This is a genomic window from Streptomyces sp. MJM8645, assembly GCF_001625365.1.
Taxonomy (GTDB): domain Bacteria; phylum Actinomycetota; class Actinomycetes; order Streptomycetales; family Streptomycetaceae; genus Kitasatospora.
In genome coordinates, this window is record NZ_LJJF01000002.1 from 184,987 (window position 1) to 206,599 (window position 21,613).

The 21,613-nt window shown below is 72.0% G+C and carries 17 protein-coding genes and 1 pseudogene; 7 read left to right on the plus strand and 11 right to left on the minus strand.

Translation table 11 applies throughout. The features are described 5' to 3' along the window. Nucleotides 1–27: 27 nt before the first annotated feature. Nucleotides 28–504: a GNAT family N-acetyltransferase gene (locus tag A6F73_RS31835; RefSeq protein ID WP_063351850.1), complete on the minus strand. Its 477-nt coding sequence runs from the start codon at nt 502–504 to the stop codon at nt 28–30. Nucleotides 505–635: 131 nt separating this feature from the next. Between A6F73_RS31835 and A6F73_RS31840 the strand changes: the two genes are divergently transcribed. Then, nucleotides 636–1,376 (plus strand): winged helix-turn-helix domain-containing protein, encoded by a 741-nt coding sequence (locus A6F73_RS31840; RefSeq protein ID WP_063351851.1) that lies wholly within the window; start codon nt 636–638, stop codon nt 1,374–1,376. Between the two features lie 426 nt (nt 1,377–1,802). Here A6F73_RS31840 and A6F73_RS31845 read toward each other — a convergent pair whose 3' ends face one another. The 4 genes from A6F73_RS31845 to A6F73_RS31855 all read right to left on the minus strand — a co-directional run bounded on the left by A6F73_RS31845 (nt 1,803) and on the right by A6F73_RS31855 (nt 5,288). Beyond that, on the minus strand, nt 1,803–2,555 hold the full coding sequence (locus tag A6F73_RS31845) for a hypothetical protein (protein ID WP_079136433.1): 753 nt from the start codon (nt 2,553–2,555) through the stop codon (nt 1,803–1,805). A gap of 411 nt (nt 2,556–2,966) precedes the next feature. Continuing rightward, a complete protein-coding gene (locus A6F73_RS31850; protein ID WP_063351852.1) occupies nt 2,967–3,506 on the minus strand; it encodes a GNAT family N-acetyltransferase in 540 nt (179 codons plus the stop codon). 1,048 nt (nt 3,507–4,554) lie between these two features. After that, entirely contained in the window at nt 4,555–4,980 is a 426-nt protein-coding gene (locus A6F73_RS39785; RefSeq protein ID WP_208869224.1) for a hypothetical protein, read from the minus strand. Continuing rightward, on the minus strand, nt 4,977–5,288 hold the full coding sequence (locus A6F73_RS31855; protein WP_063351853.1) for a hypothetical protein: 312 nt from the start codon (nt 5,286–5,288) through the stop codon (nt 4,977–4,979). The genes A6F73_RS39785 and A6F73_RS31855 overlap by 4 nt, the downstream gene beginning before the upstream one ends. Nucleotides 5,289–5,478: 190 nt before the next feature. Between A6F73_RS31855 and A6F73_RS31860 the strand changes: the two genes are divergently transcribed. Next, complete coding sequence (locus tag A6F73_RS31860; protein ID WP_347878566.1) at nt 5,479–5,772, plus strand: hypothetical protein; 294 nt, start codon at nt 5,479–5,481, stop codon at nt 5,770–5,772. 63 nt (nt 5,773–5,835) lie between these two features. Here the strand turns inward: A6F73_RS31860 and A6F73_RS31865 are convergent, their stop codons facing one another. Together A6F73_RS31865 and A6F73_RS31870 are read right to left on the minus strand one after the other, a co-directional pair. Beyond that, nucleotides 5,836–7,989, minus strand: a complete 2,154-nt coding sequence (locus A6F73_RS31865; protein WP_063351854.1) for a DUF11 domain-containing protein — start codon at nt 7,987–7,989, stop codon at nt 5,836–5,838. Nucleotides 7,990–8,730: 741 nt separating this feature from the next. Then, nucleotides 8,731–8,958: a hypothetical protein gene (locus A6F73_RS31870; RefSeq protein WP_063351855.1), complete on the minus strand. Its 228-nt coding sequence runs from the start codon at nt 8,956–8,958 to the stop codon at nt 8,731–8,733. A 283-nt stretch (nt 8,959–9,241) separates the two neighbouring features. Here A6F73_RS31870 and A6F73_RS31875 point away from each other — a divergent pair, with 283 nt between their 5' ends. The 3 genes from A6F73_RS31875 to A6F73_RS31885 all read left to right on the plus strand — a co-directional run bounded on the left by A6F73_RS31875 (nt 9,242) and on the right by A6F73_RS31885 (nt 15,518). After that, nucleotides 9,242–12,283, plus strand: coding sequence for a LodA/GoxA family CTQ-dependent oxidase (locus A6F73_RS31875; RefSeq protein ID WP_063351856.1), 3,042 nt, complete (start codon nt 9,242–9,244; stop codon nt 12,281–12,283). 194 nt (nt 12,284–12,477) lie between these two features. Next, a complete protein-coding gene (locus A6F73_RS31880; protein ID WP_279634964.1) occupies nt 12,478–13,563 on the plus strand; it encodes a tryptophan 7-halogenase in 1,086 nt (361 codons plus the stop codon). 32 nt (nt 13,564–13,595) lie between these two features. Beyond that, the gene (locus A6F73_RS31885) at nt 13,596–15,518 is read left to right on the plus strand and encodes a hypothetical protein (RefSeq protein ID WP_063351858.1); all 1,923 of its coding nucleotides are present in this window, start codon (nt 13,596–13,598) and stop codon (nt 15,516–15,518) included. A 427-nt stretch (nt 15,519–15,945) separates the two neighbouring features. Here the strand turns inward: A6F73_RS31885 and A6F73_RS31890 are convergent, their stop codons facing one another. From A6F73_RS31890 to A6F73_RS31900, 4 genes and pseudogenes are all read right to left on the minus strand, one after another. After that, nucleotides 15,946–16,803, minus strand: a complete 858-nt coding sequence (locus tag A6F73_RS31890; protein WP_063351859.1) for a siderophore-interacting protein — start codon at nt 16,801–16,803, stop codon at nt 15,946–15,948. A 373-nt stretch (nt 16,804–17,176) separates the two neighbouring features. After that, the gene (locus A6F73_RS31895) at nt 17,177–17,671 is read right to left on the minus strand and encodes a hypothetical protein (RefSeq protein WP_063351860.1); all 495 of its coding nucleotides are present in this window, start codon (nt 17,669–17,671) and stop codon (nt 17,177–17,179) included. 471 nt (nt 17,672–18,142) lie between these two features. Next, nucleotides 18,143–18,327, minus strand: a pseudogene (locus A6F73_RS43590) (DUF1768 domain-containing protein); the annotation flags it as partial. A 33-nt stretch (nt 18,328–18,360) separates the two neighbouring features. Next, a complete protein-coding gene (locus A6F73_RS31900) occupies nt 18,361–19,014 on the minus strand; it encodes a hypothetical protein (protein WP_159398634.1) in 654 nt (217 codons plus the stop codon). Between the two features lie 524 nt (nt 19,015–19,538). Between A6F73_RS31900 and A6F73_RS31905 the strand changes: the two genes are divergently transcribed. Together A6F73_RS31905 and A6F73_RS31910 are read left to right on the plus strand one after the other, a co-directional pair. Then, a complete protein-coding gene (locus A6F73_RS31905; RefSeq protein ID WP_063351862.1) occupies nt 19,539–20,777 on the plus strand; it encodes a methyltransferase domain-containing protein in 1,239 nt (412 codons plus the stop codon). A gap of 51 nt (nt 20,778–20,828) precedes the next feature. Then, on the plus strand, nt 20,829–21,377 hold the full coding sequence (locus tag A6F73_RS31910) for a hypothetical protein (RefSeq protein ID WP_063352686.1): 549 nt from the start codon (nt 20,829–20,831) through the stop codon (nt 21,375–21,377). Nucleotides 21,378–21,613: the final 236 nt, after the last annotated feature.

The following is a 21,613-nucleotide window of genomic DNA, read 5'->3' on the forward strand; positions in this document are numbered from 1 at the left end:
GGCATGCAGCACCGCGGTGCTGCGGATTCAGGGGGCTGACGGCGGGTCGAGGCCCTTTGTCATGAAGACCCTGCTGGTGCCCGGCGGGTCGCACGGGACTTCGCCCAGGCGTCGCCAGCCGTGCTTCGCGTAGAAGCCGGGAGCCTGGAAGCTGATCGTGTACAGGACAGCCGTGCGGCAGCCGCGTGCGCGGGCCTCGCTTTCGGCCCGGCGCAGGATCTCACTGCCCAGGCCGCCATGGCGCAACTCGGCCGGCAGGAAGAACAGGTCGAGGAAGAACAGCCCGAGTGAGGTGCGACCGGTCAGGCCGCCGATCACCTGGGAGGTCACGCGGTCACGTACCAGGACGGCCAGCGGGCGGCGGTCGTCGACGGCTGTGGAGTCGGTGTTGAACCGGTCCAGGGCGTCGGAGATGAGCGATACGTCGGTGGGCTTCGGGGCGTCGGTGACCGTGAAGCCGATGCCGGGCCAGAGGTTCGATGGCGTGCTGTCGGTGGCGGGCATGAGGCTCCCAGGGCGGTTGGCGGACGGTGTGCGGGCACAGGGCGCGGGGCACAGTGGCCTCGGCCGGTACGGGACGTTAGGGCGCGGACGCTTCGGCCGAGCCCGAAGCGAGATCGACGACAATCGGGGACATGGACCATCAGCGCGAGGGCCGGGACGTCGGCGTGGACCTGGCCGCCGTGGCCAGGCTGCTGGCCGACGGCACCAGGGCGGACTTCTGCCTGGCCCTGCTGGACGGCCGGGCCTGGACGGCCACGGAACTGGCCCGCCATGCCGATGTCGCGGCCTCGTCCGCGACCGAGCACCTGAACGTGCTCGCACGTGGCGGACTCCTCGTCGAGGAACGCCACGGACGCCACCGTTACCTGCGGATGGCCGATCCGCGCGTGATGGCCCTGATCGAGAGCCTCGCCGCACTCGCGCCGCGCCACGCCCCCAGGCCGCGTTCGCTGTCGGGCTCAGGGCGGCAGCGGGCCCTGGCCCGCGCGCGGCTCTGCTACGACCACCTGGCCGGAGAACTGGGCCTGGCCGTCACCGACTCGATGGCCGCCCGCGGCCTGTTGGAGTGGGGAGCCGATCCGTCGCTCACCGCCGAAGGGGCGGCCTGGCTCCACGACCTGGGCATCGCACTGCCCGACGCCTCCCGCAGACCGCTGGTACGCACCTGCCTGGACTGGACCGAACGACGCCCGCACCTGGGCGGGGCCGTCGGCGCCGCCATCTGCGGGCACGCCCTGGCCTCCGGGTGGCTGACCCGGATCGGAACCACCCGTGCCCTCGCCCTCACGGACCTGGGCAGACACGAACTGCGCGACCACCTCGGACAGCCTGCGACCACCGAGCTGCCGCCCTGGGACCGCGAGGCGGATTAGCGGCCTTGGGATGAACGGTCCCGGTGCTGGTGGGACCGTGACGGTGGAAGGGCCGCACGGGTTGGGTGAGTTGTGACGCCTGCTCTCCGACCGCTCCGCACGACGCCCGGCCCGCCGCCGCCGCCGGACAAGCGCCGAACTCGTCCTCGCCCGCGACGCCGTTTGCTGCTCACCCACCGGTCGAACCGCCAACAGCCACGCCCCGACCCCGACTTCACCCAAGGCCGTTACTGCATGACTTCCCGGCACGGGTGCTCGAAGGAGAGCGGGCAGTAGTAGAGCTGCATGTGTAGCTCCGCCCGATCTGGATGCCGATGTCGCCGTCCGCGTCGCGGTCCTCGACCGGGTCCCAGCCGCTGCCGTCCAGAACGCCGGAAGCGATCGTCAGCAACGGCACCATGGCGGATTCGCAAGCGGTGCACCGGATCACCGACGGATCGCGGAAGCTCCACGGCCCCCAACCGCCGACCTTCCAGCCAGGGCGACCGACAGCTCGTACTGGTAGTAGGCCCGGAACTCCTCGGCGTACCGGTACCTCGGATCGGTGCCGGTGAACTCCCGCTCGCACCAGTCCTCGATCCGGTCCGCGAGGTCGGCCTCCAGCTCCAGCAGCGCCGGGTACTCCGTCACCACCTCCGGGTGCAGCACGCACGGCTCGGGCACGTAGTTGCCGTAATTCTCCACGTCAGCCGGCAGCGGCGGATCGGTCAGCAGCACGTCGACCTGCGTGGAAGAGCCCCACACCACCCTGGCCGTCGGCATCCAGGACGGATCGTGGTTCAGCGGACACCACAGCACCTGCAGCATGTCCGCGCCCTCAGGGCACGGCAGCGAGGGGATGTCGCGCGCGTAGAGCTGGGCCACCGGCAGCAGGGCGTTCGGCTTCCGGCTCCATGGATGTCCCGCGGACGTCGCGTCCAGGGCCGCCTCCTCCCGGTCGTCGGGATGGGTCTCATAGAGCTCCCGGCGCCGCCGGATGTCCGCCAGCGACACCGGCAGATCGCCCTCGTCCTCCTCCGGGTGCGGGCCCTCGCACACCGGCCACGGCTCACTGACCGGCCACAGCAACGGGCCCCCGACCGAACTGTCGTGGACGGTCGGCTCGCCCAACCGTGGGTGCAGGCGCGCCGTCTGCCGCGCCAACGGCACCAGTTCCGGGAAGGCCGCGGCGATATCCACTCGGCGCGGCGGTGTGACACGGACCATCAAGGCATCTCTTTCGGACGGCGGACAGGCATACGGACCTTAGCCGCCGCCACCGACAGAACAGCCGGTCGAGAACGATGCCGGGCAGAGTACTTGACGGTCCTTCCAAAGGGCCGGGATTGCGCTCGGATGCCGAGCCCGTTGGAGTACCGGGACAGGGGCCCGTGCTGCTCCGCGCCAGTTCGCGGACGGCGCATCCGTCGCGACGACCACTACCGACACGCGCGCGCCGGGCCCACGCCCGCCTGGACACGCGAGAAGCGCCCCTCTCCGCCACAAGAGAACGACAGGTGCGCCGGCTCCTGACGGCATTCGGACGAGAACCCACAGCAGCGCCTCCCGCGCGCAGGCGGGCGGGTGCTCCCCTGCGGTTGCGACGCAGGCTCAATCGGACGGCGCGGCCGGGGAGCGCATGCCGAGCCACTGCTCGGCGCCCCAGGCCTCGAACCGCTCCACCTCGGTGAACCCCAGCTTCGCCGCCAGACGCATCGAGCCGACGTTGGCGCTCTGGGTGGTGAGCACCACCGGCTCGCCGGGAAGCGCGCCGGCGAGCCAGTCGAGTGCCGCCGCGCAGGCCTCGGCGGCGTACCCGAGTCCCCACGCCCGCGGCAGGAACAGGTAGCCGAGATCGACCTTCCCCGCGGCGGCCAGACGGCGGTGCCCCGTCGCCCTCCTGAGCAGGATCTGGCCGATCATCGATCCGTCGAGCTCGACGACGAAACTCCCGGGCCACCGCTCGGGCGCCCCGGGCATCTCGCGCTCGAGCTCGTCACGCGGCCGGGGGCCACCGAGGTAGGCGTGCACCTCCGGCGAGGCGAGCAGCTCGATGAACGCCGCACGGTCCCGGACCTCGGACTCACGGAGCACGAGCCTCCCGGTCCTGACCGGCTCAGGCGGCCAAACCACAGCTCCCAGATCTTCCATTCGCGCACGCTAACAGGTGGTCAACCCAACCGGCCCAGCACCCCGGGACACAGCGCGCCAGGGCGGCGGGCACCGCCGGAACAGCTGGTGGCAGGCCTGCGAGTTCCTCGCCAGCGACCTCACCGAGTAGTCCCTCAGCATCGACAACCCCTTCGACGATGGATTTGAGCAACCGACGACACCTTCCATCCCTCTCCACCACGGTGGAAGAGACCTCTCCACCCGGGGCACACAACAGGCCAACACTGCATCGCCCCTGACTCGGTGAAGGAACGCTGTCACACGCGTGACGAGCAGCCCCCGCCGTCATTGAGGAGAGAGGCTTCAGGTGGACAAACGCAACCGGACCCTGCCCCTGGCCGGGACCGCCGGTGTCATCTCACCGGTCCTCCTGCTCCACAACCACACCCCTTGGTGGGCGATCCTGCTCCTTGCCGCACCTGCCGGGGCCTGGACCGTACTCAACGCCGTCTTCCCCCAGGCCTCACACGACCGGCTGGAATGGTGGCGCGACCGCCGTCGCCACCAGCGCCTGCGAACAGCCCAACGGGCCTGCGCCCTCGGAAACCCGGCGCCGAACGGAGCAGCAGCCGGACTGGCTTCGTCTCACAAGCCCCCTGCGGTGACGGCACCGACATGCGGGACAGGAAATCTTCCTGTCCCGGAGCCCTGAACGGGGTTACCCGGACGGGAACACACCGAAGAATTTCCGGTCCCGACGGAACCGAAGGAGTCAACAGGAACGGCGGGCCTCACGGAATCCGACAACACCGAACCCGCCGACGCTGTGCTCCCCCACGCCATCGACACGGACACGATCCACACCGGCCCCGGTCCGGACCGGAGCGCGGAGACAGGGAAGCCAGTGAGTGCGCACACGGCGAGGTGGCGTCGGTGCCGTCATCAGACCCAGCTTCGGCCTACGGCCTTCGCTCTCCTCAGCTGCGTACATTTGAACGCCCCCTGACCTGTGCCAGGGAACCTGGACCGCGTGTCACCGAAGGTGGGCCGACGGCGGTTTGCGCCAGTAATGACGGACCACCGCAGATCAGTTGTTCTGTCGTAGGAGTGAGAGTCGCCGTTGGGCCTCGTCGCGAACCCCTGAATCTGCGTCCGACGTCAGCGTCTTGAGTTGCCGGATGAGCTCGGTCATGCCGTTGCCGGTCATCCAGCGCGGGTCACAGTCAAGCTCTGCGCTGAGCTGGTCAGCGGTTCCCTGGTTGGTCGCGTTGGCTAGGGCGGCGAGCACGGCGCGTAGACCCGGTAGGTCCTCACGTGCCAACAAGGCCACGGCTGTCTCCGAGGTCACTCCGGTGTCTTGAACATCGAGCAAAAGGCGGTGGAGGACTTCGGCGACGTCCTCGATATGAGGTACTACCGCCAGCCGACGCCCTGCAGCGGCCCCGACGCTCCATGAGGGAGAGTCCGCGGCAACGAGCGAATCAATCGGCTCTCGGTCCTGGAAACCTTTCATGCCACCAGCGTGCCAGGAGACGTCTCGACTGCGCAGGACTCTTCCTCGACCAAGCCGCAGGTGAAGGGGAACGCCTCCAAGAACTCCCGCCGACTGGGCTCGGGCTCCACTTCGGCCAGACTCCTGAGCACCACCAGGAACCGGTCGAGCTGTTCGGACGGCAGGCCCTTGAGCACCGAGGCCACGCTCTCCAGCATCCTCACCGCGGAGTCGGGATCCACTTCGTCGTCGTCGCAGCTGTCGAGGAACCAGACGCTGTCGACAACCATCCCGGCAAGGACAGGTACCAGCGGGTCTATGTCTGCCATGGGGAGAACCTAGCTCAGACTGGGCCGCGTCGGGGTCGACGACGTCAGCAGCAGATCTCCGAACACCCGGAGAACACACCGACGTGGTGGAACCGGGGAGCGTATTATCCGAGCCCTTCACCTTCGTTGTCGATCAGGCCGGGCCGAGGCCCTGCGCCGCGGTGAGCACGTGGTGTGTGCCGGTGGAGACATGGTCCTGGGCGCCGGTGAGGCCGGTTTCCGAGAGGGGTCCGGGCGGTGGCTGGTCGACGAGGTCGGCAACCAGTCGACCGACTACTGCCCGGACGTCAGCTCGTGGCCGGCCGTCGCCGGCGCCCTGGACCAGGCCGGGGTCGTTCGCCCGTCCGGCTTCACGCACGAGGTGCTGTTCCGCCGCTGCCCGTCCTGCCGGCAGCTCAACATCGTGCGCGAGGAGGACTCCGTCTGCGTCTTCTGCGACGAGGCCCTACCGAAGGGGTGGAACGCCGACCGGCCCGGACTCTAGACGAAGCGGCGCCTGAACGCGGTGCGGGACGGGGGCGCGAGGGCCGGGGGTGGCGAGGTGTCGTCAGTCGTCTTCCTGGTCGGGCGCGGGCTCGGTGAGTCCCTTGCGGCAGTGGCCGTGGCCGGGGTGCTTGTGGCAGTAGGAGTCCTTCTTCTCTCCCACGGTGATGGTGGCCTTGGCGGGTTCGCTGACGATCGGGTTCCCGTGCGGGTCGGTGGCCGCCGCGAACGCCACGTTGGTGATGTCGCAGCCCTTCTCGCCGCCGCCGCGGTTGTGGGCCGTCTTGCAGGCTTCGATGTCGGCCAGGGTGATCGTGTAGGTGCCGTGGCAGGTGGTGCCGGCCCCGGGTGTCAGCGTGGTCGCGGCGCAGCTGACGTCGGCGATGCGGTCGTCGTCGACCAGCACGCCGTGCAGGTCGGTGCTGCCGGTGTTGGTGACCGTGTAGGAGTACTCCACCGTGTCTCCGACGGCGAAGGGGCCGCGCGAGAGGACCCGCTTCTTCAGGGTGAGGTGCGGCGCCCCGATCGGCAGCGTCAGCTGGGTTTGCGGGGACGTGACCGGCTGTCCGTTCGCCGTACCGGTGGCGGTGGCGGTGTTGGTGACGGAGCCGGCCGTGGCGTCGTTCTCGGTGATCGTGTACGTGCCGTGGCAGGTGGTGCGGTCGCCCGGGCTTTCCGCCGGGGCGAGCGTGGTCGAGGGGCAGGTGATGTCGGTGACGTGGTCGTCGGTCACGTGGAGGCCGGTCAGCTCGGTGCCCCCGGTGTTCTGGACGGTGTAGCGGAAGGTGACCGTCTGCCCGACCGTGTAGGGGCCGGGCGTCTGCGCCTGCTTCTCGATGGCGAGGCCGGGCGGCCGTTCGATCGGCACGCTCTGCGAGGACGGCGGCGAGGAGACCGGCTGGCCGCCCGAGGTGCCGGTCGCGGTGGCCGTGTTGTCGATGGAACCGTGGGTCACGTCGGCGGTGGTGACGGTGTAGGTGGCGGTGCAGGTGACCGTATGGCCGCTCGCGAGCGTCGTCGTGGGACACGAGACCGGGCCGACCTTCGGGTCGTTGACGGCGAGGCCGGTGATGTCCGTGGCACCGGAGTTGGTGACCACGAAGTCGTACGGCACCCGTGTCCCGGCCACCAGGTCACCGGGCAGCGGCTGCCGGACCTGCTTGACGAGGTTCAACTGCGGCAGCGGCTGGTTGCTGCTCACCACCACGTTGCGGATGAGGTGCACGTCGGTGAACAGGCCGGTGGAGGCCGCGAACCCGAACTTGTAGGTGGCGGGCACCGGTTGCGGGGCGGGCGTGCTGAGCACCTGGTGGGAGCCGGTGCCGTCGTTGAAGTCGACCGACACGGTGAGCACCGGGGCGGGCGTCGGGGTGAGCTCGACATGGACCCGGCGGCGCGAGGGTTCGAGCGCGGTCTCGGCCTGGGCGGGGGTGGCCCCCGGGGGCAGCGCGGTGAGCGGCCCTTGCAGGGTGCCCGGGAGCGTCGACGGCCAGGGTGCGGTGGTGCTGAAGTTGCTGGTGGTGGCGGTCAGGAAGCAGTAGCCCTCGATCCCGTCGCCCGGGCCGCGCACTGTGACCATGTTGGCCCCGGGACCGGGGACGCGGAACGCCGTCCCCGCGGGCGAGCGGGTGGGGCAGCCGTTGCCGCGGTGCTCCCAGTCGCCGAAGTAGTTCCCGAGGACATCGAGCCCCACGCCCAGGTAGCCGCGGTCGACACCGGGCAGGAAGGTGGCGGTGGGGTCGTCGTCTGGAAGCTTCTGCGCGTACCCGAGGCTGCCGCCGAAGGCGCCGGGGTGGGCCAGCGCACCGTCGCCGTTCACCAGGAAGAACGAGATGCCGTCAGCGGGGTTGGCCGGGGTCGTGCTCCCGTACTGCCACTGGTCGAAGGTGACATCGAGGCCCTGGTTGGCGGGCAGCGCGTTGTTGTAGAGGACCGCGCCGGCCTGGTCGTTGGACGCGTCCGTCAGCCGCAGATAGCCGTGCGGCGCGCCGTCGGGGGGCGGCACCGGGCCCACGCCGCCCGGGCAGCCGCCCAGCGGATGGTCCCCGGGGCCGGGCGCGGCGGCAGCCGGCGCGCCGGTGAGACAGGCCGACCCCACGCCGGTGAACTCCGGGGCGGTGGCCTGGGTGAACGTCTCGCTGACCAGGGGCGAGCCGCCGGCCCGAGGCTGCGCCTGGGTGCCGGTGTCCAGGCACAGGGGCATTGCGGCGCCGACCATCAGGGCCAGGGCCCCTGCGGCGAGCCGGGCCGTCCGGACGCGCCGCGGGCGCTGCCCAGGAGGCGCTGAGTGCTGTTCATGTGTCATGTACCCACATATAGCAGTCACTCTGAGTATTCATAGTGAAGACAGGCTGTTATGAAATTGCCCTTCGGTGACTCCGCTGATTTGCCGCGGGGGCGCTCCCGCGGGCGACAGGGCCCGATCCGGCCGCACGGGAACTTGAAGCATCAGCGGTGCATTCCTCACTGCCATGAGGAGACCCGGGCCAGGACGGAGACATCCCAGGCTTCGAGAGTGTCCTCGAACTGGTGGTCTCGGCGGGCGCTTTGGTGGTGTGCACGATCCGGTCGCAGACTCGGCATACGGCGGAACCGCTCTGCTGCCACCAGCGGCAGGTGGAGCGGACGGCGCACGGGGGAAGCGGAGCGTCCGGGTCGTCCGCGCCCACCTCGTACGCGGCATGGGCCACCGCGTCGCCGAGCGAGCAGCGGGACCCTTCCCACTGGCCGCAGGCCGCTTCGACGCAGGGCCCGGCGAAGCGGAACCGTGCCTCGGGCGGGCGCAGACCGGGGGCGGAGGCCCGGGCCGTGAACTCGGCGTCCACCGTCAGCGGCGGGCGCAGTGCGGCGACGGTGCCGTCCTGCCGGACGATGCCGAGCAGCAGGTGGCCCGGGGCGCACAGGCTGCTCGGGCAGGTCGCCCCGGCTCGGGCCGGGCCGGCCTCGGTCTCGGTCACTACTACTCCTGCTCCATCTGCAACCCGATCGGCCCCGGCCGCTTCAGCAGCGCGTCCACCGCGTCGCCGGCAGAACCGGCCCCGCCGAGCGGCACCTCGCGCAGCGGCGGCGCGAGGTCGAGCTCGGCGACCTGGTCGAGGATGAGCCTTCGCACCGTGTCCCCGATCCGCTGCAGCACGTCCCCCTCCAGGTCGCCCTGGACGGTGACACTGAATCCTCTTCTGGTCATGGACCTTCCTTTCCTCGGGGCAGTCGGCCGGGCCGACCGGGCCACTGACGGCACCGGTCACCGAAGACGCTGCCACGGGGACCCCGGGGCGGGCGAGCGCTGCTGGCCGGTTGGAGTGAGGCGGCGCGCAGCGGGCCCGCCGCGTGGTCGTTTCGGGCGTACGTCGGCGCGCAGCCCCTCGAAGGTCTGTGCACGATTGACCGGGGTCCGGAAGCCGCGCGACGTCGACCGAGGTGCTCCACCGGCCTGGACCCCTCCACCAGCGCACCGACGGGAGCACAACATGACCGGGACCCCCGAGCCCTTCGACGACACCGCGGGGCTGCCGCCCCTGCCCGGCTGCGCCGAGGACGCGGCCGGCGCACTGAAGCAGATGTTCGTGGACCTGACCCAGGGCGTGCGGATGGCCCGCGGCCAGGACCCCGTCAAGCGGCCGGTGTTCCTCAAGCCGCACGGCGTGGCCCGCGGCACGCTCACCGTCGCCGACGACCTGCCGTCGGACCTGCGCGTCGGGTTCCTGGAGAGCGCCCGCACCCAGGCCGGCGGCCTGCCCGCCTGGGTGCGGTTCTCCAGCGACACCGTGCCCGGCGCTCCCGACCTGAAGACCACCCTCGGCGTCGGCATCAAGCTGTTCGGCGTGCCCGGCCCGAAGCTGCTGGAGGGTTACGCCGAGGCCGGCACCCAGGACCTCCTGCTGCAGAACTTCGACGTCTTCTTCGTCGACACCGCCCAGGACATGTGCGAGTTCACCAAGGCCGGTGTCATCGACGGAAGTTACGACAAGTACCTGGAAGCCCATCCGGTCACCGCCGGGATCCTCGACGCGATGGCCACGTTCGAGCAGAGCGTGCTGACCGCCACCTACTGGGGCGTGCTGCCCTACGCCTTCGGACCGGACCGCTTCGTCAAGTACAAGCTGGTGCCCGCCGGTTGCGAGCCGGCCGACCCGGCGGCGACACCGCCCGACGAGGACCCCACCTACCTCGGCGCCGACCTGGTCCACCGGCTCAAGGCCGGTCCGGCGGCCTTCGACCTGATGCTCCAGTTCCGCACCGACGACGAGAAGATGCCGCTGGACCAGGCGACGGTGCGGTGGGAGGAGTCCGAGAGCGCCCCGGTGAAGGTGGCCCGGCTGACCTTCCAGCAGCAGGACGTCACGGCCCGCGGCCAGGCCGCGTACGGCGAGAACCTCTCCCTCAACCCGTGGCACGCTCTCGCCGAGCACACCCCGGTGGGCAGCATCGCCGAGGTGCGCAGGACGGTGTACCTGGCCTCGGCCGAACAGCGCCGCGACGTGAACGGCGTCCCGACGGCCGAGCCCGGCCCCGCCCGCCCGCAGATCACCCCGCCGGCGGCCCGCGACACCCGGATCGTCCGGGCCGCCGTGCACCCGGCCATCGGCGTGGCCCGGGTCGGCGACAGCACGATGGACGACTTCGTCCTCGGCCCCGAGGTCGACGATCCGGCCCCGCTGCCGGTCGGGAGCTACAAGGACGTCACCGGCGCCCTGAAGCGCCAGGGCGTCCGGTTCCGGGTGTACGGCTACAACGCCGCCGGCGAGCCGGTCGCCGAACTGACCGCCGACAACGCCGACCTGCGCTGGACCGTACACGTCGCCAACGCGAAGGCGGCCTGGTACCAGTTCCAGATCGCCCTCGACATCCCGGAGGCGAACCAGGCCGACGACAGCAACCTGCGCAACCCCAAGATCCAGGCCGACCAGCGCACGGACCTCCTGGTCATCGACCCCGGCCCCCGTTCGGTGCGCGGCCGCAACCGCTCCGACAAACCCGAGTACCGCTTCGACACCGGCACCTTCATGGGCAAACCGGTCTACCTCGGGGAACTGCGCACCGACGACGGCGGCCGGCTGATCTTCCTCGGCGGCCACGGCGTCTCGGCCTCCTCCACCGGCACCCCCGCCGACACCTTCGCCAACAACGACGGCTGGTACGACGACACCTCCGACGGCCCGGTCACCGCCGAGGTGAGCATCGACGGACGGCCGATCCCGGTCGAGCCGGCCTGGGTGGTGACCGCGCCCCCCAACTACGCGCCCGAACTCGCCTCGGTGCGCACGATGTACGACCTGGTGCGCGACTCCTTCTTCAGCGCCGGGCAGCTCCCCGAGCCGCAGCAGGTCTCGTTCACCCGCGACGTGCTGCCCGTGCTGCGCCGGCTGTCCGGCCTGCAGTGGGTCAACAAGGGCCTGTCCACCCAGTTCGGCTTCGGCGGGCGCGAGTACCTCCTCGACCCCGCCCGGGTCGCCGCGCTGGCCGACCCCTCGCCCGTCCAGCGGGAGCTGCGCCGGCAGATCTGGCTCTCCGTCCGCGACTACAACCGCGACGGCATGTCGCCGGTGCCCTGGCCTGCGGTCTACGGCGATGCGATGAACCTGCCGCCCCAGTCCGTGCGCCAGCACATGACGCTCTCCGCGCTGCAGTACCGCCTCCTGCAGCGGTGGGCCCGCGGGGACTTCGCCGACGACTACGACCCGACGGCCGCGCCGCCCGCCGCCCTCGACGACGTCCCGTTCGCCGAACAGCCCGGGACCCTCGACCGGGCGGCCCTGTCGTTCTGCCTCGCCGACGCCTTCCACCCCGGCTGCGAGCTGACCTGGCCGATGCGCCACATCACCCTGTACAGCAGCCCGTTCCGGGTGCGGCACCGCGACCCGCTGGCGCCTGCCCCGCCCGACTACGGCCAGACGCTGACGCCGGAGCTCGCGCTCTCCCTCGACGGCCCGCTGCACGCCCAGGGCCCGGGCGGCCTGACCCGGTGGATGGCGGTGCCGTGGCAGACCGACACGGCGAGCTGCCGGTCGGGCTACGAGTACAGCGTCTCGCTCGGCTTCGGCCCGTACGACCCGTACCTGCCGACCTTCTGGCCGGCCCGGGTGCCCAACCACGTGCTCGCCGAGGAGGACTACGAGGTGGTGATGGACACCACCCGCCCGATCGCCGACCGCCTGGCCGCGTTCCAGAACCGGCGGACCTGGCTCCGTTGGCTGCCCCGCGACTACATGGCCGCCATCAACGCGATGGTGCAGGACTTCGGCAAGCTCGGGGTGGTCGAGCGCCGGGTCGGCCCCACCGACGACCCCCGGCTGCCGGCGGAGGTCCTGGTGGAGTCCGAGGTGAGCTTCCCCGCCGAGCCCGCCCCGCCGGCCGGGCGCAACCTGATGACCGTGCACGTGGACCGCGGCGCCGACCCGGCCCTGGGCGCGGCCGCGCTGGCCACCGCGGCCACCATGGCGGACGCCCCCGACGAGGAGGTCTCGGTCGGGTTCATCGACAAGGTCAAGCGCCTGCGGCCCAACCGGTGACCCCTCACCCGCCGGTTCGCGTGCGCCCGTCCGGTCCGGTCGACGCCGTGGTCGCGGGCGGCGGACCGGCGGGCGCCGTGGCGGCGCTCGTCCTCGCCCGGGCCGGCCACCGCGTCACGCTCCTGGACGGCGGAGGCGGCCGGCACCGGCCGGGCGCCGCGTCGCCAGGCGCGTCCCCGGTCGCGTCCCCGGCCATGTCCGCCACAGCGTCCCCGGTCGCGTCCGCCGCCGTGTTCTCCGCCCAACCCGTGTTCAAGATCGGGGAGTTCCTGCCGCCCGCCGCCCGACCGCTGCTGGGCGACCTCGGGCTGCTGGAGGCCTTCCTGGCCTCCGGTCACCCCGTCTCCACCGGCACGTACGCCGCCTGGGGATCGGCCGCGCTGCACGGCCGCAGCCACCTGTTCGACCCGTACGGCCACGGCTGGCACCTCGACCGGCTCCGCTTCGACGCCTTCCTGCGGGACGCGGCCGTCGCGGCCGGTGCCGAACTGCGGCAGGCCACCGTACTGGACCGGCTCGACGACCGGCTGACCGTCCGCGAGCCGGCCACCGGCGCCGTGACGGAGCTGTCCGCCCGCTGGACGGTGGACGCGACCGGCCGACGCTGTGTCATCGGCCGCCGCAACGGCCGCCGCTGGCGGCAGGACCGGCTCGTCGCCGCGTACGTCGTGTTCCCCGACCGCCGCCCTTCGCGCCCTTCACGCTCGGGGCAACCGTCGGACCCGGCGGACGCCGAGGCCCGCACCCTGGTGGAGGCGGCGCCGCACGGCTGGTGGTACACCACCCGGATCCCGGCCGGGCGCCTGGTCGCCCATCTGACCGACGCCGACCTCGCCACCCCGTCCCTGCGCACCCCACAGGGCTTCTGGCACGCGCTCAGTCGCACCGTCCACGTCCGGCGCCGCCTGACCGGGCACGGTCCGGCCGCGACACCCGTGCCGCGCTGGGCGCCGGCTCACGGCCTGCGGCTCACCCCGGCGGCCGGGCCCGGCTGGGTGGCGGCCGGGGACGCCGCCCTCGCCTTCGACCCGCTCTCCTCGCAGGGCATCCTCACCGCGCTGCACACCGGTGCCCGCGCCGGACGGGCCGTGGCCGACTGCCTCGCCGACGGGGGACGGACGACGACAGCGCTCGCCGACTACACGGCCTTCCTGGGCGGGATCGCGGCGGCCTACCGAAGAAATCACGGGTACGCCTATACCCAGGAGCAACGTTGGCCCCTGAGCCCCTTCTGGCGCCGCCGCCGTACAGGCGAACGGCCCCTGAGCGGCATAGCCTGAAAGGGCCGGAACGCTCGTCCAAGGAGTCAGCCATGACGACTCAGACGCTCGCCGTGCTGGACGCCACGGAGGTCACCCAAGCCATTCAGGACCTCCAGCACAGCGTCACCCTGATCGCCGGCAAGGTCACCGTGATCCGCGCCTACGTGAGCGGCGCGAGCGGCCCCGCCACCGGCGTGAACGGCACCGTGACCCTGCTCCGATCACCCACCGACACCCCGATCACCGTTTCCTCGGCCAATACCGTCTCCCTCGATCCGACCGCGCCCAAGGACGTACCCACCCGTCGAGCCGACGCCGGCCTGAGCCTCAACTTCGTCGTGCCGAGCGCACTGACGGCCGAAGGGGCACTCAGCGTGAGCTCGATCTCCCTGACCGACACCATGACGGGCGCCGATGTCCCGTTCAACACGCCACCCGGCGCCACCGCCGTCTGGTTCACGCAGTCCCCGCCGCTCCGGGTCCGAGTCCTGGGGCTGCGCTACACCATGGGCAACCCGCCAGTGACCTACACCCCGCGGGACATCGACTACACCTTCCTGATCAGCTGGCTCAAGCGCGCCTACCCGGTGGCCGATGTCATCGAAGCGCCGCACACCATCATCGACGTCACCGCCACCCCGCCGTTCCAGTGCACCGACACCAACGCCCAGCTCGCCGCCATCCGCGCGCTCGACATCAGCGCCGGCGGTGACCGGCGCACCCACTACCTCGGCCAGGCGGCCGACGGCGGGTTCTTCATGCGCGGATGCGCCTCCGGGGTGCCCGCCACACCCGACCCCACCACCGTCGCCTCGGCGCCGTGCGGTGCCGCGACGTGGGGCTGGGACTTCGACGGCACGTACGCCGACTGGTACGGCGGGCACGAACTCGGCCACACCTACGGCCGCAAGCACCCCGGATTCTGCGGAGAATCGAAGGACGACCTGCAGAACTACCCGTTCCAGAACGGACAGCTGGCCAACGACGCGAACAGCTACGCCGGATTCGACGTGGGCGACCCCCAGCTGAATCTGCCGATGGCCGCCCGGCCGGGCATGCCGTGGCACGACGTCATGACCTACTGCAACTCCCAGTGGCCCTGCAGCTACACCTACGAGGGCATCCGCCAGCGCCTGCTGGCCGAGGACTCCCTCGCAGCCGGCGCCCCGGCGCCGACCCCGGTGGCTCCGCTGCGCGAGGCCACCCACGAACTGAGAGTCACCACACGAACCGGCGGCCGCCCCGACGACCGGTTCCCGCAACTCTCGGTGACCACCGCGGCGGCCCCGATGCCGGCGGCCGACGAAGCGGCACGGGGAGCGGGGCCCGACACCGGGCAGCTCGTCAGCGTGATCGGGACCGTCAACCTCACCCAGCGCGCCGGTGACATCCGCTTCGTCAATCCGGTGTCGGCCGCGGCCCGACAACCGGCCCAGCCGGCCCCCGCCGGACGGGCCGGGCAGCCGGACGGCGCCGGCCCGGACGGCGAGGTGCCGGTGGTGCTGCGGATCCAGCAGGCAGGCGGTGCACCGCCGCAGGACTTCCCGGTCACGGTCAAGCTGTCGTCGGACCCGGAGCCGGGGCAGGACCGCACCGGCCTGGTCGACGAGGTCCTCCCGATGGGGGCCGATCCGGCGTCCGTCGAACTGCTCGTCGGAGGGCAGGTCGTGGACACCTTCCGCCCCGGAGCCCCGGCCCCGGCCCTGCGCGGCGCCCGTCCGACGACGGCACAGGACGGGAACGTCGGGCTGGCCCTGGACTTCGGCCCGGCCCCGCAGGACGGTCAGACCTTCGCGACCCAGGTGAGCACGGATGGCGGACGGACCTGGCAGACCGTCGGGGTCGGCCTGAAGAACCCGACGATCACGATCGACCACAGCCAGTTCCCCCCGGGGACACAGGTTCAGGTCAGGGTCATCTCGACCAACGGCTTCACGAGCACGACATCGGACATCCAGAGCTTCCAGGTGTGAACCCGCCCTGCCGCCGCCCGGCTGGACTGCGCACCCCGGCCCCGGGAGCACCCGGCCCGGGACCGGTCCCCACACCAGGTGGATGCCTGCGCTCGCCAGCACCCTTCGGGCCCGTCGGACATCCCGACGGGCCCGGACGGAGAGGGACCGTCAGGTTGAAGCCGAACTCCGCCAGGTCGAGTCGCAGCTCCTGGCCGCCGAAGAACCCGAGCGCCGCCCTGACCAACCTCAGGCCCGTCACGAAACCGGCGGCCGTCGCCTCCACCCGCGCTCCGAGCAGCGCCATGCCGCCGGCCAGGACCGCCTCCCCGTCGGGTGTGTACTCGACGAGTTCCGCGTTCCGACGGTGGCCGTCGCCGGCGAACTCGCGCAGGGCGACCACGGTCTCCGCGTCCACGCAGCACGGGCGGCTACCCGGCGGCGCGGATCAGCCGGTCGACTCCCGCCCGGCCTGCTCCTGCTCGGCCTCCACCTGGGCGTTCCACTCGCGCTTGGCCGCCCGCCAGGCCTCGTCACTCTGACCTGACCGCCAGTAGCCCGAGACCGACATCCGCTCGCGCGGGATGCCCCGCTCCACGCGCAGCAGGCGCCGCAGTTCCTTCACGAAGCCTGCCTCGCCGTGCACGAACGCGGATGCCGCCCCGGCGGGGAATTCCAGCGCGCCCACCGCCTCGACCAGCGCCTCGCCCACCGGGCGCGCGCCGCGGTGCAGCCAGCTGATCTCGGCCCCGGCGGGCGAGACGATCTTCTGCTCCTCCGCGGCATCCGCGACCTCGACGAAGGCGTGCACCACGGCATCGGCCGGCATCCGTTCCAACGCCGCGGCGATCGCGGGCAGCGCGCTCTCGTCGCCGACCAGCAAGTGCCAGTCGGCACTCGGGTCGGGGGCGTAGCCGCCGCCGGGGCCCAGGAAGCGCACCGTCTCGCCGGGCTGTGCGCGGGCCGCCCATGGCCCGGCCAGGCCCTCGTCACCGTGCACCACGAAGTCGATGGTCAGCTCGCGCAGCGCCGGGTCCCAGGCCCGCACGGTGTACGTCCGGGTGATCGGCCGCTGCTCGGGCGGGAACTCCTCGCGGATCCGCGCCATGTCGAAGGGCTCCGGGTAGCTCACACCCTCGGGCGTGAAGAGCACCTTGACGTAGTGGTCGGTGAACTCGGCGGCGTCGAAGTCCTCCAACCCCGCACCGCCGAGGACCAGGCGCACCATGTGCGGTGTGATCCGCTCGGTGCGCAGCACCTGTGCTTCACGGGCCTGCGGTGTCCGGCGGGTCGGCTGGTCTGCCATGGTGCCCCCCTGGGCTGTGTGATCGCGCTTCTTGGTTAGGCTTGCCTAAGTTAGCACTCTTGAGGCGGTGCTCGACTCAGGGGCGGCAACCGATCCCCATTCCGTCCACGACCGGGAACGTCACGCCTTGGCAGCCCCGCCTCGGGTCGCGGACGCAGCAAGGGCTCGCGGATGCCTCCGCGGCCGGTGCGGCGCAGCCAGACCACGGTCGCCGCCCGCAGAGGTCCGCTCAGAACCGGCGCGCTGTCCGAGACGGTTCCGACAGGCCGCCCGAGTGGACCTGACGCTCAGTCAAGTCACGATCACGGCAGAACGGATGGCGGGCGGCGACGGCGAGGACGGCGGCTTCCGCACGACCAGGTGTGGTCGGGCCTCAGGCGCGCCGCACCACGAAGGTGACCTCGGCGGTGTTCCCCTTGCCGCCGATCACCTCACACGTGAGGCCCGCGCCGACAGTGCACTCGTTGATGTTCGACCCGGCATAGGGATTGCTCCAGTGGATCAACCCGTTCCAGGTGTCCACGCCGAAGCTGATCTGCCCCTCGGTGCCCGTCAGGAACCCGCACGACTCGGTCTTCCAGCTGGGGGCGACGTTCGGCAGGATGTAGCTCGGGGGCAGGGGACTGCCGGCGGTCCAGCACCCGTGGGCCAGGGTGGCCGAGCCGAGGTAGAGCATGCTGCTGGTCTGGTTCGACAGGGTGACCTTGGTGCTGCGCACCGCGTAGCCGGCGGACGCCGCCGGGGTGGCCGACTGCGCTGTTCCGGCGTAGGGGGCCGCGGCCTGCGCCGCGGGAGCCAGGGCCAAGGCAGCGCTCAGCGCCAGGACGGCGGTCAGTACGGAGGACTGGACAACACGCTTCGAGGTCATGGCAGCCAACTCTCGATCGGAGGGCGGTCAGGTACATGTCTCAACGGGATGGCGGACCTCGTTGGTTCACCAACCGCCACGACGTACGGGAATGAGGGCCTGTGTGAGGTCGTGACCAGCCTTGTGGTTCCACCCTCCTCCGAGAGCGGAACAGGGAGGACTGTGGGCTGTGACGCGTCGCCAACTCGCGGACAACCAGCGGACGATGATCGAGCCCCACCTGCCGGTCGGCAGGTTCAGCCCGCACCCCGAGCGACTGCGGGAGCGCTCGGGCCGGTGTGCCAGCACCGCAGGCCGGCAACGCCACGACTCGCGGGAGTTCAGCAGTCGTACCGGTGGATCGTGGGCCAGCGGGGGCAAGCACGGCAGACGAAGACGTAGACACCACCCACGTCGCCCATGGCCATCCCGTGACTACCGCCCTGCGCAGTATCGGACAGCTCCCGACCGGAGCCGGGCTGCCCTGCCACGCCCGGGCCCTGTCACCAGCACCCGAAGCGGTGCGTCCTTTCTGTCCACGTCGCCCAGCGCGTATCGGCGCTACGAAGCGCCGGGATGGCCAGGAACGCCTCCCGCACCACGGTCCGGTTCTCCTCGGTCCGGTCGGCGACGAAAGGGTCGACGGCGGCCAGGCAACGGCCGGTCGAGTCGGTCCGAACGGTTCGCGCCGGCCGGGACCGGGGCAGGCCTCACGGGCCGTCCCGCCCGTCGCCCGGTTGCGCTGCGTTCCGAGGGGGCGGTGGCGTCGCAGGAGGGCTGGGCGAAGCGGCGGGAGAGGCTGGAGAGGCGGTCGCCGGACCGCGCGCGATGCGGGCGCGGTCGTCGGGCGGCAGGACGACGAGGTACTGCTGGTCGGTGTCCTCGACGCGGGCCAGCGTGACGGAGGTGCCGGCCGCCGTGAGCGCCTCGGCGGCCGGGCCGGCCTCCTCCGTCATCCGGTCGAGCCGCGCGTAGGACCGGGTGGGGCCGTGTGCCGGGCCGGTGCCCCAGAACGCGATCCGCGCGCCCCGGCGCAGCGCGGCGAGCAGGTCCGTCCGCAGCGGTCCGTCGTCGGCTTCCTGGAGGAGCAGGTCGTGCAGGCGTTCCTGCCCGCACGGCCGTGACGGTGCCGCCTCGGCCAGCGCCCGGCACTTCCGGCACGAGGCCAGGTCCTGCGGCTCGAAGTGGTGCAGGAAGAACGTCAGGTACTGGCCACGGATCCCGCACAGGGTCCGCCTCCCGTCCCCGGCGTGCCCGACACCGGGTACACCGTTGACCCCGACGAGGGGGAACTCGGCCGGCTCACGCGCCGCCGCGAACGACCAGGCACCACCCGGCGCTTCGGTATCGGGAGAGTCGATCATGCCGGGCAGCATCCCACGCGGCCGGCGAACTGAGCGAGAGCCGGTCCCGAACCCGGCCTGGAGGATCCCGCCGCACACCGGGCACCAGTCCCGCTGCCCAGCGAAGCCACCGTGCCTCGCGGGCCTGCGCCGCCGGCAGCACGAGGGCGATGACATGTGCGGCCCACCGCCGCTGACGGCTTGCCGCGGCCCGGCGGGCTCCGTCGCCGTACTTGCGGTGCGGCGAGGCGCCCGGCGGGAGCTGTCTGCGGCACATCGGGCTCCGGCTCTGCCTGTACCTGGCCGCGCTCCCGGGATGCGCGCGCCCGAGACCCGCACGCCCTCGAAGTGCGACCGCACGCCGTCTACCGGCCGGCGCCGGGCTGCGCCAGGATGGTCGGCCAGTCAGCGTGTACGTGGAAGGGGAGCAGCATGGGCGATCACCAGAAGCCGCCGGCGCCGCTTGAGAAGGGGAGCCCGCCGCCGGGCAACCAGGACGGGCAGGTGCCTCCCGCGCCGCCGTCGGGCGGGAAGCACAAGAAGTCGTGAGCCCCGACGCCGACCTGGTGGAGCGTCGGGTGCGGATGGACGCGGCGATGGAGCAGGGCGGGGCGTGGCCCGAGGACTCGCCGTGGTTACGGGAGGCCATGGCCGCGCTGCCGCGCGACCTGTTCGCACCGGATCGGCTGTGGCGCTGGGACGAATGCGCCTACGTGGCGATGGACCGCGCCACTGATGCGGGCGGGTGGGCGGACGAGCTGTACGGCGACGTCAACGGCGCGGCGATCACCCAGGTCACCGACGGTCTGCCGTCCTCCAGTCTGTCGGCGCCCGGCGTGGTGGCGGACATGCTGGACAGCCTCATGCTGGAACCCGGGCACACGGTGTGGGACGTCGGCGGCGGGCAGGGCTGGACCTGTGCTCTGGCGGCCTGGCGGGCCGGACCCGGTCGGGTGGTGTCGACCGAGGTCGACGAGCGGCTGGCGGCGTTCGCCCGCGGGCGCCTGGCGGCCGCCGGGGTCGACGCCGAGGTGCTGGCCGGCGACGCCACCCACGCGGGGCCGCCCGACGGCGCCAGGGTCGACCGGCTCCACGCCACCTACGCCGTCGAGGCCGTCCCGTGGGGCTGGGTGGAGGCGACGAAGCCGGGCGGCCGGATCGTCTACCCCTGGGGCAGGCTCGGCCACGTCGCCCTCACCGTTGCCGACGACGGGCGCAGCGCGACGGGCTGGGTGCAGGGCCTGGCGCAGTTCATGGCCGACCGGCGCGGGCCGGCTCCGACGCGCGGTGACCACGCCACGTACACGGCGGTGCGCGAGGGTGGCGGGCCCGAGGTGCGGCAGGTCGTGGAACGCGATCCGGCGCCGCTGGCCGACGACTGGCACCTGCGCTTCGCGGTGCGGGTCGCCGTCCCGGACGCCGTCGTTCTGACGGGCCGGGGCGAGGACGGTGCCAACGTCTGGTTCCACGACGGCGACCGCTCGTGGGCGGCGCTGTCCGCGGACGGTGACGGGGGCGCGGTGCTGTTCCAGGGCGGGCCGCGGCGGATCGGCGACGAGGTGATGACCGCCTGGTCCCAGTGGGAGGCGCTCGGCTCGCCGGAGCTGTACGACTACGGGATCACCGTCACCCCCGAGAAGCAGTGGGCGTGGCAGGGCAGCCCGGGCGGCCCCCGCTGGCCTGTCGCACAGGCCACCCCGGTCGCCCCGGTCGCACAGGCCGCCCCGGCCGCCCCGGTCGCACAGGCCGCCCCGGCCACCCCGGTCGCCCCGCTCGGACGCTGACCGGGGAGGCCGGCCGAGCGGTCAGTCGTTCAGTGGTACAGGCTGATGTCGATGGACACCGCCTCGGCAAGTGAACCGGCCGAAGACCTCAGCGTGTTGACGTTCGACCAGCTCACCGCGTTCGCCGAGCGTCCTGGTCGGCATCGTGGCGAGCTGGAGGGCATCCGGGAGATCAGCGCCCTGCGCGCGTACCGCTCCGAGGATGGCCTCGGACCGGCGGAGCGCAAGCGATGGGCGAAACTGTCCCTGCGGGTCAACGCGCGCCTGCACGGCGACGCCCCCTGGGAACAGGCACGCATGGCCCAGAACGACTTCATGCTCCGGGCGTGGATCATCGACCACCTCGGTCCCGATGCCCAGGACCCCGACTGGGACCCTGACGCTCTTGCCGCCGACACCCTCGCCGAGCTCGCCCTGAGTCCTGCGAAGGCCTGCGCTCTGGGCGCCCGCTGGCGGGCCCTGCCTGCCGAGCAGATCGGTGAGCTACGCCGCCTCAAGAACCTGACCGGGCACCTCGACCTGATCATCGGACACCTACGCCCCGGTCGCAGTCGCGACCAGCTTCAGGAATGGCTGGCCGTCCGGCCGCTTCTCCCCTGACCCGGGTGGCTGGCCGTCCGACGACATGTCGGCTGGTGTCAGTGTCAAGGGCTGTCCGCTCGACCTGTAGGTAGCGGAGAGAAGTCCAACGGATCCCGGCGGGATCGGAATTGATTCGCGAAGATCCCTTCCGCCTCCCGGTCGGATCTGACAGCATCGTCGGTCATCCGGCGATCGGTCGGCGTTGATCCGAACGCCGACGTGCCCCTCGGCCTTGTCCGTCCGCAGCTGAACTG